Annotated in this window: 10 protein-coding genes; 7 read left to right on the top strand and 3 right to left on the bottom strand. The window is 64.4% G+C overall.

Annotated features, from left to right (window positions below; translation table 11 throughout):
- Positions 1 to 267: 267 nt before the first annotated feature.
- Positions 268 to 750, bottom strand: a complete 483-nt coding sequence (locus OPU69_RS10270; protein ID WP_066044440.1) for an Hsp20 family protein — start codon at positions 748 to 750, stop codon at positions 268 to 270.
- Between the two features lie 559 nt (positions 751 to 1,309).
- Here OPU69_RS10270 and OPU69_RS10265 point away from each other — a divergent pair.
- The 6 genes from OPU69_RS10265 to OPU69_RS10240 all read left to right on the top strand — a co-directional run bounded on the left by OPU69_RS10265 (position 1,310) and on the right by OPU69_RS10240 (position 9,391).
- On the top strand, positions 1,310 to 2,548 hold the full coding sequence (locus OPU69_RS10265; RefSeq protein ID WP_498510795.1) for a lipoprotein-releasing ABC transporter permease subunit: 1,239 nt from the start codon (positions 1,310 to 1,312) through the stop codon (positions 2,546 to 2,548).
- Complete coding sequence (locus OPU69_RS10260) at positions 2,541 to 3,215, top strand: ABC transporter ATP-binding protein (RefSeq protein WP_060980301.1); 675 nt, start codon at positions 2,541 to 2,543, stop codon at positions 3,213 to 3,215. Before OPU69_RS10265 ends, OPU69_RS10260 begins: the two co-directional genes overlap by 8 nt.
- The gene (locus tag OPU69_RS10255; RefSeq protein WP_066114749.1) at positions 3,212 to 3,688 is read left to right on the top strand and encodes a glutathione peroxidase; all 477 of its coding nucleotides are present in this window, start codon (positions 3,212 to 3,214) and stop codon (positions 3,686 to 3,688) included. Before OPU69_RS10260 ends, OPU69_RS10255 begins: the two co-directional genes overlap by 4 nt.
- A 153-nt stretch (positions 3,689 to 3,841) precedes the next feature.
- Complete coding sequence (locus OPU69_RS10250) at positions 3,842 to 4,180, top strand: hypothetical protein (RefSeq protein ID WP_060980299.1); 339 nt, start codon at positions 3,842 to 3,844, stop codon at positions 4,178 to 4,180.
- 44 nt (positions 4,181 to 4,224) lie between these two features.
- Positions 4,225 to 7,710, top strand: coding sequence for a DNA polymerase III subunit alpha (gene dnaE, locus OPU69_RS10245; protein ID WP_498510792.1), 3,486 nt, complete (start codon positions 4,225 to 4,227; stop codon positions 7,708 to 7,710).
- A gap of 73 nt (positions 7,711 to 7,783) precedes the next feature.
- A complete protein-coding gene (locus OPU69_RS10240; RefSeq protein WP_498510808.1) occupies positions 7,784 to 9,391 on the top strand; it encodes a long-chain fatty acid--CoA ligase in 1,608 nt (535 codons plus the stop codon).
- 201 nt (positions 9,392 to 9,592) lie between these two features.
- Here the strand turns inward: OPU69_RS10240 and OPU69_RS10235 are convergent, their stop codons facing one another.
- A complete protein-coding gene (locus OPU69_RS10235) occupies positions 9,593 to 11,731 on the bottom strand; it encodes a TonB-dependent receptor (protein ID WP_498510790.1) in 2,139 nt (712 codons plus the stop codon).
- Positions 11,732 to 11,997: 266 nt separating this feature from the next.
- On the opposite strand from OPU69_RS10235, the gene acs reads away from it, so the two are divergent.
- A complete protein-coding gene (gene acs / locus OPU69_RS10230; RefSeq protein WP_060980296.1) occupies positions 11,998 to 13,944 on the top strand; it encodes an acetate--CoA ligase in 1,947 nt (648 codons plus the stop codon).
- On the opposite strand, the gene OPU69_RS10225 is transcribed toward acs, so the two are convergent.
- Positions 13,941 to 14,744 (bottom strand): prepilin peptidase, encoded by an 804-nt coding sequence (locus tag OPU69_RS10225; RefSeq protein WP_208598133.1) that lies wholly within the window; start codon positions 14,742 to 14,744, stop codon positions 13,941 to 13,943. The two genes, acs and OPU69_RS10225, sit on opposite strands and share 4 nt — an antisense overlap.
- Positions 14,745 to 14,781 lie beyond the last annotated feature (37 nt).

Raw genomic sequence — 14,781 nt, 5'->3', positions numbered from 1 at the left:
GCCATGGCAGCTACCTCCTGCCATATTGAATCAACCGTTCACGCCGCGCGCAAGCGGTTAATAGGTCCTGACCCTAGTCGCAGCGGTGAGGGCGTGGGTGCGGCCGGGTGCGCTGGTGCGTGACACAGGCAGAATCATCATCCGGTACCATCACCCCCAACCAACCCTCCCCCATCAAGGGGGAGGGCCTCAGAACGATAATCTGCAACAAAAAGGGTGGGCCGTTGCCGACCCACCCCGTTGCATTCTACCCTTTGGAGCCTGGCGTCAGGCCGCCTGGCTGTCGCCTTCATCCTTGGTCGAAGCCTCGACGACCTGCAGCTTGGGGGTGCCGTTGATCGCGATCTTCTTGGGCTTCATCGCTTCGGGCACTTCGCGCACCAGATCGATGGTCAGCAGGCCATCCTCCAGCGAAGCGTCGCTCACCCGCACGAAATCGGCCAGCTCGAAGCGGCGCTCGAAGTTGCGGTTGGCGATGCCCATGTGCAGGAAGTTGCCGCGCGATTCGCTCTCGGCAGCCTTGCGGCCAGACACGACCAGCAGATTCTGCTGCGCGGTAATGTCGAGCTCGTTCGGCTTGAAACCGGCAACCGCGATGGTGACGCGATAGGCGTCATCGCTGCTGCGCTCGATGTTGAACGGGGGGTAGTTATCGCCCTGTGCAGCCCGGGCCTGGTTTTCCAGCAAGTCGAACAGCCGGTCAAAGCCAACGGTGGTGCGGCGATAGGGGGTGAAATCAAAACGGTTCATCGTCAAAATCCTTTTCAAGCGATTTCAAGTGTTTGAGACCCACTTCTGCGGCGCCTCGGACATGTGACCCACCCGATTGGCGTGGCTCACATCGCAAATTTAAGCGTTCGAAATCGCGTTTCAAGATGGATTTTTGATGTGAGCCGCACACGGGCGGACCGGAGGAGCGCCTGTCTTGCGCAGACGAAAAAAGAGCGTCCGGCCCCCAAGACCCGGACGCTCTTTATCAGGTTCATATCGCGCGCTGATGCTCGTAAGCATCGCTCGCAAATCCTGAACCCTCGGTAACCGCCGCTTTCCCCAAAACGACGGAAACTATCCCCGAACCCATGGCCGTAGCCGCTTGATCCGCGTTGTCATGATTCCGTAATGCGACCTCAGGCGCTAGGGAAATTCGCGGCATGCCGTCATTTTTGATCCTTTCTGTGTTTTATGTGCAACACGCCTTCGTTCAGGGATCAGCCATTGTCAGCCTTGCATGCGCTGGTTAATGGAAAAAGCCGAGCAGCGCCGCTGATCCCCCGGATGGCGCCAGTTCCGAAAGGATCCTTCCCCCTCCATGCTGTCCACATTCGAATGGACGATCGCCAAGCGCTATCTGCTGCCCGGACGCGGTGAGGCGTTCATCTTCCTGGTCGCAGGCATCAGCCTGGTCGCGGTGGCGCTGGGCGTCGCCGCGCTGATCATCGTGATGAGCGTGATGAACGGCTTTCGCGCCGAACTGCTCGACAAGATCGTCGGACTCAACGGACACGCGGTGGTGCAGGGCTATGGCGGTCGGCTGAACGACTGGCAGGATATCCTCAAGGAAACGCGCAAGATGGACGGTGTCGTCGCCGCATCGCCGCTGATCGAGCAGCCGCTGCTGATCAATTTCGACGGGCGCGTGGAAGCGGTGCTGGTGCGCGGCACCGATGCACCCGATATCGCCGCGCTCAAGGACAAGACCGTGCTGGGCTCGGTCGCCGAGCTCAAGGCAGGCGCGTCGAAGGTCGCGCTGGGATCGCGGCTGGCGCAGAATCTGGGTGTGAGGATCGGCGACAAGATCACCATCATCAATCCGGCAGGGCGCGCGACCCCGTTCGGCACCGTTCCGCGCGAGATATTGTACGAGGTCGCTGCCATCGTCGAGATCGGCGTCTATGATTATGACAAGGCGTTCGTCATCATGCCGATCAGGGACGCGCAGCTCCTGCTGCTGCTCGGCGATCAGGTCGGCATGATCGAGGTGACGACGCGCGATGCCGACAAGGTGCGCGAGATTCTCGCGCCGCTGGAGCAGAAGCTGCGCGGCCAGGCGGTGGTCAACGACTGGCGCACGATCAACGCCTCGCTGTTTGAGGCGCTGGCGGTGGAGCGCGTCGCGATGTTCATCGTGCTGTCGATCATCATTCTGGTCGCGGTGTTCAACATCCTCTCGTCGCTGATCATGCTGGTGCGCGCCAAGACCCGCGACATCGCGATCCTGCGCACGATGGGGGCCAGCCGCAACTCGCTGCTCAAGATCTTCATCACGGTGGGGCTGATCATCGGATCGCTCGGCACGGTCGCCGGGCTGGGGCTGGGCTTTGTCTTCCTCTATTTCCGGCAGAGCATCGTGCTTGCGGTCCAGTTCGTGACCGGCCAGCAGCTCTGGGACCCTTCGATCCGCTTCCTCACAGAGCTTCCCAGCCGCACCGACCCGGTCGAAGTGGGGGGGATTGCGCTGATGGCCTTGCTCTTCAGCTTCCTGGCGACGCTCTATCCCGCCTTCAAGGCGTCCTCGACCGATCCCGTGCAGGTGCTGCGCTATGAGTGATGCCGTCATCCTGCTCACCGATGTCCGCCGCAGCTTTGCGCAGGGCGGCGTCACCATCGACGTGCTCAAGGGCGTCAATCTGGCGGTCGAACCGGGCGAGATCGTCGGGCTGCTTGGTCCTTCGGGATCGGGCAAGTCGACGATGCTGCAGGCGGTGGGCCTGCTGGAGGGTGGCTTTACCGGGTCGATCCGCATCGCTGGCGAAGAGGCGGCGCAACTGAACAGCAACGGGCGCACCCGGCTGCGCAAGACGGCGCTGGGTTTCGTCTATCAGTTCCACCATCTGCTGCCCGATTTCACCGCGCGCGAGAATGTCGTGCTGCCGCAGTTGATCATGGGGCGCACCCGCGACGAGGCATCGGACCGGGCAGCGGAACTGCTTTCCCGTCTCGGGCTCGGCCAGCGGCTCGACCATCGCCCCAGCCAGCTTTCGGGCGGTGAGCAGCAGCGCGTCGCAGTCGCGCGCGCGCTGGCGAACCGGCCCAGGGTCGTGCTTGCCGACGAACCGACCGGAAATCTGGACGAGGCGACCGCCGACAGAGTGTTCGACGAGTTCCTGCATCTTGTAAGGGAAGAGGGCAGCGCGGCATTGGTGGCCACCCATAACGAACGACTGGCCACGCGCATGGACCGGGTTGTCCGCCTGCACGATGGAAGGATCGCATGACCGTTTTCGATTACACGATGCCGCTGCCCGATGGCAGCTCCAAGCCGCTTTCCGATTATCAGGGCCAGGTTCTGCTGATCGTCAACACGGCCTCCAAATGCGGGTTCACGCCGCAATATGAAGGGCTCGAGGCGCTGCATCGCGAATACAAGGATCGCGGGTTCGAGGTGCTGGGCTTTCCGTGCAACCAGTTCGGCGCGCAGGAGCCGGGCGATGCCGAAGAGATCAAGAACTTCTGCTCGCTCACCTATGACGTGACCTTCCCGCTTTCTGCCAAGATCGCGGTCAATGGCGAGGAAGCCGATCCGCTGTGGAAGTATCTCAAGAGCCAGCAGGCCGGGCTGATGGGCAGCCGCGCGATCAAGTGGAATTTCACCAAGTTCCTGATCGATCGCAAGGGCAATGTCGTCGCGCGCTACGGTTCGATGGTGAAGCCCGAGCAATTGAAGGCGGATATCGAGAAGCTGCTGTAACGCTGCACGTGCGCAGGTCGAAAATTTTGCTATAGCCCCGTCATTCCCGCGAAGGCGGGAATCCCGCTTTCTCATATTCTTGAGTAGAAGCGGGACCCCCCCCTGCGCGGGGGTGACGTGGAACAATGACCTGACAGCAAGGACACCGCACCCATGATCGACGCCATCAGCACCTGGGCCAACGGACTGGGCGCGCAATATGGCGTCAATCCGGTGATCTTCGCGACCATCTATATCGGTGCGATCCCCCTGTTCCTCGCCAGCATCGCCTGGTTGGTACGCAACGCGCGTGCGGGCAAGCCGACGGTGCTGCCGGTGATGTGCGCGGGCGCTTGTTTCGTCTCCGCCTATGTCTATCTCGCCATTGCCGGACGCAACATTCCGGTCTGGGTGTGGATCTTCCTCGCGGTGCTGATCCTCTACGGCATCTGGTCGACGGTGCGCGACGTGCGGCGCAAGATCGCCGCGAAAGACTTATCCACTGGCGAGTAAGCGCCCCGGTTTTCGAATCGCGGGGCAAACGGTAGCGTTTTCCCATGGCCTATGAACCCTTCGTCCCGCTGCGCGTGTTCAGCGCCTATACGATGCTCGAAGGAGCGATCGAGCCCAAGGCGATCGCCAAGACCGCGCACGCGCGCGGCTTTCCGGCGATCGCGCTGGCCGACCGCAACGGGCTCTATGCGGGCATGGCCTTTGCCGATGGCTGTTTCGATACCGGTATCCAGCCGATCGTCGGCACGCTGCTGTGCGTCGCGCGGCCGGGCAGCAACCCCGCCTCGCCCACGCTCGACTGGCTGGCGCTCTATGCGCAGAACGAGAAGGGCTATGACAACCTCTGCGATCTCGTGTCGCACGCGCATCTCGACCGCCCGCTCGAACTGCCCGCGCATGTGCCGTTCGACCGGCTGGAGGGCCGCACCGAGGGCGTGATCGCGCTGACTGCGGCGGGCGAGGGGGCTTTGGTCAAGCTGCTGGCCGCAGGTCAGCAGGAAGAGGCGGAGCGCTATTGCGACCAACTCCAGAGCCTGTTCGGCGACCGCCTTTATGTCGAATTCTGCCGCCGCGGCGAGGAGATCGAGACGCTGGCGGAAAACGCGCTGCTCGACCTCGCCTATGCGCGCGACCTTCCGATCGTCGCGACGAACCCGGCCTGCTATGCCGATCCCGGCTTTCATGCGGCACATGATGCGATGCTGTGCATCGCGCGCGGCGAATATGTGGGCGCGGCGAACCGCGACCGCAGCTCGCCCGAGGCGTGGATCAAGTCCGCCCCGATGATGCGCGAGCTGTTCAGCGACCTGCCCGAGGCTTTGGTCAACACGCTCGTCGTCGCGCAGCGCTGTGCCTATGCGCCGCCCAAGCGCAAGCCGATCCTGCCCAGCCTGGCGGGCGATCTGGAAGGCGAAGCGGCGCAGCTGCGCGCCGATGCGTTTGCCGGGCTGGAAAAGCGGCTCGAGGCCTATCCCGACCTGACCGAGGAAGAGCGCAAGGCCTATTTCGACCGTCTCGCATTCGAGGTCGACGTGATCGTCGGCATGGGCTTTCCCGGCTATTTCCTGATCGTTGCCGATTTCATCAAATGGGCCAAGGATCACAATATCCCGGTGGGGCCGGGGCGTGGATCGGGTGCGGGCTCGGCGGTGGCTTGGGCGCTGACGATTACCGATCTCGATCCGATCAAATTGGGCCTGCTGTTCGAGCGCTTCCTCAACCCCGAGCGCGTGTCGATGCCCGACTTCGATATCGACTTCTGTGAAACGCGGCGCGGCGAGGTGATCCGCTATGTCCAGGCGAAATATGGCCGCGATCATGTCGCGCAGATCATCACCTTCGGAAAGCTGAAGGCGCGCGCGGTGCTGCGCGATACGGGCCGCGTGCTGCAAATGGGCTATGGCCGCATCGATGGCCTGTGCAAGCTCGTCCCCAACCACCCGACCGACCCGTGGAAGCTCGACCGCGCGCTGGCCGGGGTGGATGAACTGCGCAACCAGTATCGCGATGACGCCGAGGTCAAGACGCTGTTCGACCTCGCCATGCAGCTCGAAGGCCTGCCGCGTCACAGCTCGACGCACGCTGCCGGCGTCGTCATCGGCGACCGTCCGCTGGCGCAGCTGGTGCCGCTCTACCGCGATCCGCGATCGGACATGCCGGTGACGCAGTTCGACATGAAATATGTCGAGACCGCAGGGCTGGTGAAGTTCGACTTTCTCGGCCTCAAGACGCTGTCGGTTCTGCACAAGGCGGTCGAGATGCTGGCGAAACGCGGCGTCGAGGTCGATCTGTCGCGGCTGCCCTGGGACGATGCCAAGACCTACGAGCTGTTGAAGCGCGGCGATACGGTCGGCGTTTTCCAGCTCGAATCGGAAGGCATGCGCCGCACGCTCGCGCAGGTGAAGCCGACCGCGTTCGGCGACATTATCGCGCTCGTCTCGCTCTACCGTCCGGGCCCGATGGACAATATCCCGAGCTTCGGCGCGCGCAAGAACGGCCGCGAACCGATCACCTATCCGCACCCGCTGCTCGAGGATATCCTGAAGGAGACCTATGGCATCATCGTCTATCAGGAACAGGTGATGCAGGCCGCGCAGGTTCTCGCGGGCTATTCGCTGGGTGACGCAGACCTGCTGCGCCGCGCGATGGGCAAGAAGATCCAGGCGGAGATGGACAAGCAGCGCGGCCGCTTCGTCGAGGGTGCCGCGAAGAACGATATCGATGCCAAAAAGGCCAATGAGCTGTTCGATTTGATCGACAAGTTCGCAGGCTATGGCTTCAACAAGTCGCACGCGGCGGCTTATGCGCTGCTCGCGTACCAGACGGCCTGGCTCAAGGCGCACCACCCGCACGAGTTCTTCGCTGCCTCGATGTGCTTCGACATGCACCAGAGCGACAAGCTTGCGATTTTCGTCGACGATATGCGCCGTCTGGGGATCGCCTGCCTGCCGCCGTGCATCAACGCGAGCGAGGCCGAGTTCTCGGTCGAGCAGACGGCAGACGGCCTCGCGGTGCGTTATGCGCTCGCGGGGCTCAAGAATGTCGGCGAAAAGGCGATGGAGGGCGTGGTCGCGACGCGCCTAGCGGGCGGGCCGTTCAAGTCGCTGGGCGATCTCGCCGACCGGATCGACGCGGGGGCCGTCAACAAGCGCCAGATCGAAAGCCTTGCCGCAGCGGGCGCGTTCGACGGGCTGGGACTCGAGCGTTCGGTCGTGCATGCCTCGGCCGATACGGTCATGGCAGTTGCCGCCGAGGCGCAGCGCCAGCGGACCAGCGGGCAGGGCGGGCTGTTCGGCGATGTCCAGCAGCCGGGCCAGTCGCTGCGTCTGGCGCCCGCCAAGCCCTGGGCGATGGGCGAGAAGATGACCTATGAGCGCGAGGCGTTCGGCTTCTTCTTCTCCGCGCATCCGGTGACCGAATTTGCCGCGACCGCCAAGGCACAGGGCGCGCGGCCCTATCAGCTGCTGGTCGACACGCTCGAGGTGCGCGTCGGCGAGCGCAAGACCGCCAAGGTCGCCGCTTTGGTCGAAGGCTGCAACCGGCGGCAGTCCAAGCGCGGCAGCACCTTCGTGATGGTCGACCTGTCCGACGAGAGCGGCCAGTTCTCGGCAAGCTCGTTCGACGACGAGATCGTCGCTTCGATGCCCGAATGGGCGGCGCAATCGGCCTGTCTGCTGATAGAGCTCGAATTCGATCGGTCGAGCGAGGAACAGGCCCCGCGCGCGACCATCCGCCGGGCGCGGCCGCTCGACCAGATCAAGGTCGTGCTGCGGCATCGTGCGCATATTGATGTCCATCATCCCGATGCGCTGTCGCGGCTCGCCGAATTGCTCGGGCCAGCCGGAAGCGGGCAGGACGAACTGCATGCGCGGCTGATCATGGGCGAGGGACGGGTGATGCCGGTGTGCCTGGGCAACCGCTTCCGGCTCGATGCCGAAACGCAGGAGGCATTGCGCCTGGTTGAGGGGCTGAACGTCCGCGATATCGAACAGCTTGCCGCCGGACGCCCGGAATTGCGCCTCGTCAGTTGACTTGATCGCCGCTTCGGGCTTTCTCATCCAGGTCAATCCGGCTCCCTGCGAGAGCCTCAAGATCTGGGAGAGAATGATGATCGTTGGCGGAATGCAGGATTATGAATTGCGCGTGATGCGGCTGCTCGACCATGCCGAGCGCGAAAGCAGCACGCGTGAAATCGTCACCCGTTGGGCGGACGGCAGCCAGACCCGGACCCATTGGGCAGGGATTGCCCGCGACGCGCGTCGGCTGGCGAGCGCGCTGGTGAAGCTGGGCCTGCAGCCCGGCGACCGCGTCGCGACGCTCGCGATGAATCACAGCCGCCATCTCGTCGCCTGGTATGGCGCGATCGGCATGGGCGGGGTGATCCACACCATCAACCCGCGCCTGTTCGAGGAGCAGCTCGAATATATCGCCAACCATGCCGAGGATAAGGTGCTGTGCTATGACGCAGCATTCCAGCCGATCATCGACAAGATGAAGAGCCGCTGGACGACGATCGAGCATTATGTCTGTTTCGATCCGCCCGCCGGATCGGACGTGCAAGGCTTCGAGGCGCTGCTCGACACCGGCGACGAAGGCTATCGCTGGCACGAAGGGTCGGAGCGCGATCCGTGCATGCTCTGCTATACCTCGGGCACCACGGGCAATCCCAAGGGCGTGCTGTACGAGCACCGCTCAACCGTGATCCATGCCCTGGCCGAGATGCAGCCGGCGGTGTTCAGCCTGTCGCCGCAATCGGTGGCGCTGCCCGTCGTGCCGATGTTCCATGCGGCCGCCTGGGGCCTGCCCTTTGCCGGCGCGGCAGCGGGGATCAAGTTCGTCTTTTCCGCCGTCAACGATCCTGCCGTGCTGTGCGACCTGATGAACACCGAAAAGGTCACGCATTCCGCAGGTGTGCCCACCGTGTGGCTGGCGATGTTCCAGCATATCGACACCACGGGGCAGAAGCCCGAATATCTGCAGGTGGTCACCATCGGCGGGTCGGCGGCGCCGCGGGCGATGTGCGAGCGGATCATGAAGATGGGCGCGCGGATGAACCATGCCTGGGGTATGACCGAAACCTCGCCGATCGGCACGATGGGCGCGCCGTCGCCCGATTGGGACGATCTCGATTTCGAGGCGCAGCTCGATCTGGTCACGAAGCAGGGCCGCGTGCCGTTCGGCGTCGAACTTCGCGTGGTCGATGACGAGGGCAACGTGCTGCCGCGCGACGGCAAGTCGAGCGGCCGGCTCCAGATCAAGGGGCCGTGGATCATCAAGCGCTATTTCAAGGCGGAAGCCGACGCACTCACCGAGGACGGCTGGTTCGACACCGGCGACGTTTCGGTCATCCATCCCGATGGCGTGATGCAGATTACCGACCGCGCCAAGGACGTGATCAAGTCGGGCGGCGAATGGATCAGCTCGGTCGATCTGGAGAATGCGGCGGTCGGCATGCCCGATGTCGCCGAAGCCGCCGCGATCGGTCTGCCGCACCCCAAATGGGACGAGCGCCCGCTGCTGCTGGTGGTGCCCAAGCCCGGCACCAGCCCGAGCAAGGACGCGATTCTGGCGCACCTGTCGGCGCATGTCGCCAAATGGTGGCTGCCCGACGACATCGTGTTCGTCGAATCGCTGCCGCACAGCGCGACCGGAAAGCTGCTGAAAACGGCGCTGCGCGACCAGTTCAGGGACCACGTGCTGCCGACGGTTTGAGAGACTGCTTGCAAAACGCCTTTCCCTTGATGGGAGAGGCAGCGAGGCTTGGCGACGCAGGAGCCTAGCCGCAGCAGTGAGGGTGATGGTGCGGCCGGGTCAAGTTGGCTCGATTACGCATCTTTGCACGATTTGGAGAAATCACCCCCACCCAACCCTCCCCCATCAAGGGGGAGGGCTTTTGGTACGCGGACGCCTGGTTTAGAAGCTGAAGCGCGCCGAGACGCGGAAATCGCGGCCGCCCAAGGGCGCGAAGTCCTTGGTGAAGCTGGCAGCGCGGCGGCCGACCACGTCGAAGATGTTGTTCGCCGATGCAATCAGTGTCACGCCGCGCGAAGCGCCGAACGGCTTCCACGAGGCGCTGGCATTGACCAGCGTGAACCCTTCGGTCGGCGTCTCGAAATTGGCATTGCGTTCCTGATCGTCGAACCATTCGACCTCGGCGCGCACGTTCAGCGTGTCGCTCTGTGCTTCCAGCCCGCCGAGCAGGCGCAGCGGCGGGATGCGCGGTACCGGGCCCAGGCCGTCGAGCGAGGCATGGACATAGTCGGCGACGCCATCGGCGATGAACTTGAAGCCGCCCGCGCGCGCGAAGACCACCGAGGCTTCGGCTTCCAGGCCATAATATTTCGCATCGTTCTGGATGAACTGGAAGACGGGCAGCTCGTCTTCTTCTTCGCCGGTCGGCACGTCGATGATGAAGTCATCGAACCGGTTGTAGAAGCCGGTGAGCGAGAGGTTCACGTCCGGGGTCGAATAGCGGATATAGGCTTCGCCGCCCCAGCTCTTTTCGGTCGTGAAATTCGGGTTGCCGATCTCGAAGGCTTGTGTGGCGATATGCGGTCCGTTGGAGAACAGCTCTTCGGCCGCCGGCGCGCGCTGGGCGCGGTTGAGGTTGACGCCGAGCTTCAATTGGTCGGTCGGGAGATAGGCGAGACCCGCCGCGAACGAATAGGAGTTGAACCGCCGCTCGACGCCGACATCCTGCGACTTGACCACGACACGGTCGAAGCGGCCTGCGCCCTCGAGTTCGATCTTGCCCAGCCGCACTTCCTGCAGCGTGAAGATGCCGACCTGATCGGTGGTGTTGGGCGGCACGAACGCTTCCGCGCCGATCGCGCTGAAATCGCGATGGACATATTGCACGCCGGTTGCCCCGCGCCAGCCGCCGCGCTCGCGCTGGACCAACTCGAGCCGGGATTCGATGCCGTTGTTGCGGAACACGGTGCCGACCTCGTCGCCCTCGAACTCGGTCTGCTTGAAATCGGCATAGGCCGCGCGCAGGCGCAGTGCCTCGAAAAAGCCGGGCAGATCGACCTGGCCGCGGAAATCGACCTTGAACTGGTCAAGGCCGATGGTGACGGGGCCCTCTTCCCCCTCGCCGCCAGCACCTTCCTCTTCACCATGATGGTGACCGGCGCCGGGGCGTTCGGGAACGCCGTACAGGTTGTTGTAATAACTGCCCGAAATACCGAAGCTGCCACCTTCGCCGATATAGGCAAGGCCCGCGCCAAGACTGTAGGTTTCGGTGCCGGTATTGGGGATGCGGCCGCGCAGGCCGGCCAGTTCCTCGGCTTCAGCTGCCTCCTCCAGATTGCCCTCGGCGCGCTCTTCCGCAGCCTCTTCAAGTTGCTCGGCGCGAAGACCGGGCGACAGCACGAAGCCGCCCACGCGCAGGTCGTCGGACTTGCGGTAGCTACCATCAAGGTGGAGCACCAGCTTCGAGGTCAGCGGAACATCAAGGCTCGCGCCGATGCTGCGCTCGTCCGCAGCCGATCCGTAAGTGGCGAGTGCGTCGAGATGGAACGGCTCTTCGGGCACCTCGCGCGGGATGCGCTTGTCGATCGCGTTGACCGCGCCGCCGACCGCCTGGCCGCCGAACAGCAGCACCGCAGGGCCGCGCAGCACCTCGACCCGATCAAGGATGATCGGCTCGACCGTTACGCCATGGTCGGGCGAGGTGTTCGACACGTCGATCGTGCCGATGCCGTCGGTAAGCACGCGGATGCGCTCGCCCTGAAAGCCGCGCAGCACCGGGCGCGAGGCACCGGGCGAGAAGCTGGTCGCCGAGACGCCGGGCAGCTTGGTCAGCGCGTCGCCGATCTGCGCGCGCGCCTCGCGGGCCAGAGTGTCGCCCGAAAGCTCGGACGTGCCGGCCAGGATGCTGAGATCGCGGACGAACGGCGCGGTGACGATGATCCCGCCGCTCTTGTGGAAGTCATCGTCTTCCTGTGCGGTTTCCTCGGCTTGAGCGGCCTGCTGTGCCAGGGCGGGAAGCGGGGCAAGCAGCGCTGTGGCGAGCGAAAGCGACGAGGTAACGGTGAGAAGCGTGCGACGCATGTTCTGTTATGCTCCCTGGGGACTCTGAAAAAGGAAGAAAGGCTGCCGTTGACCGGCAATCCCGTGTCCGCTGCCCAAGCGCTATCGGCCTTGCCATGCACCCGGAACCGCGGAGTCGGAGGGGCGGCTAGCACTCGTGTAATGTTATATCAATCGCTATTTGACCAGGATATGACAGTTTGCGACGGGTTGCTCGTGAAGATGCGGTCGGGCAGAAAGACGGGCGAAGCGGCTGCAAGGGCCGTCATCGCGCGAGGACCCGAAAGATGAGCCAAGAGACCGCCGCCGAAGCCCTGATCCCGGCGCCCGAGGATGCACAGACCTGGTGCACGCCGACGCAATATGCGGAACTCTATGCAGCGTCGCTGCGCGATCCTGACGGATTCTGGGCGCTTCAGGCGGATCGCATCGACTGGAGTTCGAGACCGACGCATATCAACCGCTCGAGCTTCGATCCGGTCCGCATCCGCTGGTATGACGATGGCGAGCTGAACCTGTGCTACAACGCGGTCGACCGCCATGTGCTGGCGGGGCATGGCGCCGACACCGCGTTGATCTGGGAAGGCGACACCCCCGGCGATGTCCGCTCGCTGAGCTATGATGCGCTGCTCGCCGAGGTGCAGCGTTTCGCCAGCTCCCTGACGGCGCTCGGCGTGGTCAAGGGCGACCGGGTGACCATCTACATGCCGATGGTGCTCGAAGGCGCGATCGCGATGCTCGCCTGCGCGCGCATCGGCGCGATCCATTCGGTGGTGTTCGGCGGTTTCTCGCCCGAGGCGCTTGCCGGGAGGATCGAGGATTGCGCGAGCCGCTTCATCGTCACTGCCGATGCGGGAATGCGCGGAGGCAAGACGGTGCCGCTCAAGGCCAATGTCGACGCCGCGCTCACCGATCACGGGATCAGCGTGGATGCAGTGCTGGTCGTGCGTCATACCGGGGCAGAAATCGCGATGACTGAGGGGCGCGATCACTGGTATCACGAATTATCGGCGACCGTGCCCGCGACCTGCCCGTGCGAACCGATGGCGGCGGAGGACCCGTTGTTCATCCTCTATACCTCGGGCTCCACCGGCAAGCCCAAGGGCGTACTCCACACCACCGGCGGCTATGCCGTCTGGGTCGCGACGACCTTTCATTATGCCTTCGATTACCGCCCCGGCGAGGTCTATTGGTGCACCGCCGATATCGGCTGGGTCACCGGGCACAGCTATTCGGTCTATGGCCCGCTGCTCAACCGCGCGACCAGCCTGCTGTTCGAAGGCGTGCCCAACCATCCCGATCACAGCCGTTTCTGGGACATGTGCGAGCGGCATGGCGTCAACATCTTCTACACCGCGCCCACCGCGATCCGCGCGCTGATGCGCGAGGGCGAAGCGCCGGTGGAGAAGCACGACCTGAGCGCCTTGCGGCTGATCGGGTCGGTGGGCGAGCCGATCAATCCCGAGGCCTGGCGCTGGTACCGGCGCACCGTGGGCAAGGACGCCATCCCGGTGATCGATACCTGGTGGCAGACCGAGACCGGCGGCATCATGATCACGACGCTGCCTTGCGCGCATGCCATGCGGCCGGGCAGCGCGGGCCTGCCGTTCTTCGGCATCCGGCCCGAACTGGTCGATGCCGATGGCAATATCCTGGACGGCGCGACAGAAGGGAATCTGTGCATCGCCGCCTCCTGGCCCGGCCAGGCGCGCACCGTCTATGGCGATCACGAGCGTTTCGTGCAGACCTATTTCAGCACCTATAAGGGCAAATATTTCACCGGCGATGGCTGCAAGCGCGATGAGGACGGTTATTACCGCATCACCGGCCGCGTGGACGATGTCATCAACGTCTCGGGCCATCGCATGGGCACGGCCGAGGTCGAAAGCGCGCTGGTGCTGCACCCGCGCGTTGCCGAAGCTGCTGTGGTCGGCTTTCCGCACGACATCAAGGGGCAGGGCATCTATTGCTATGTCACGCTGAACGTCGGCGAGGAGGCCGACGAAGCGCTGGCCGGGGAGCTGAAGGCACTGGTGCGCAAGGAGATCGGCCCGATCGCCACGCCCGACCATCTGCATTTCACGCCGGCGCTGCCCAAGACGCGCAGCGGCAAGATCATGCGGCGCATCCTGCGCAAGATCGCGGAGAACGAGTTCGGTTCGCTCGGCGATACCAGCACGCTTGCCGACCCTTCCGTGGTCGACGCGCTGATTGCCGGACGCGGTTCGGTCTAAGGGCCGAGCAGCGCCACCGGCCAGGCGGCAAGCGCCATCAGCGTGCCGAGCGGGAAGCGGGTGGCGGCGTCGAGATCATGGCCGCGCCGCTGCAGCACCAGCGCGACGGCAAGCCCGAGGCCGCTGGCGATCAGCAGCACGAGTGGCAGCGCCTGCCAGCCGAGCCACAGCCCGATTGCTCCGAGCAGCAGCGGATCACCGCCGCCTAGCCCCTCGCGCCCGCGCGTCAACCGATAGAGCAGCGCGATCAGCCAAAGCCCGACGAAACCCGCGCCTGCGCCGATCAGGCGGCTGCTCCAGTCGGGCGCGATGCCGCATGCTGCGCTCGCCAGTCCGCCCAGCGCCAGCGCAGCGGTGAGCGGCTGCGGCAGCCAGTACTGGCGCAGATCGAGCAGCGCGAGCGGCAGCAGCAGCCAGCCCAACGCGGCGATGGCCAGGCCCTGCGCCCCGGGATGCAGCGTCAGCGACACCGCACCAATCGCCGCGGCACCAAGCTCGATCGCCAGGCTTTGCCAGCCGATCCGTGCGCCGCATGCTGCACATTGTCCGCGCAGCAAAAGATAGGACAGGACGGGTACGAGCTGCCATGGCTTGAGCTGCGCACCGCAAGCATCGCATTGCGACCGCCCGGTCAGGATCGATCGCCCCGCGGACCAGCGCACCACCAGTGCGCCGATAAAGCTGCCGAAGATTGCGCCAAGGATTGCCGCTGCAAGGGGCGCGATCACCGGATGGTCGAGCAGCGGCGCATACATAACGAAATTGGCCCAATGCCGGGGATCGGCAGCGCCCTTGCGCATAGCGGCTCGCCCCGAGACAGGCCAAGCGCTTTGTACT

The sequence above is a fragment of the Blastomonas sp. 34TW genome (assembly GCF_059803595.1).
This window is presented reverse-complemented; position numbering and strand designations above follow the sequence as displayed.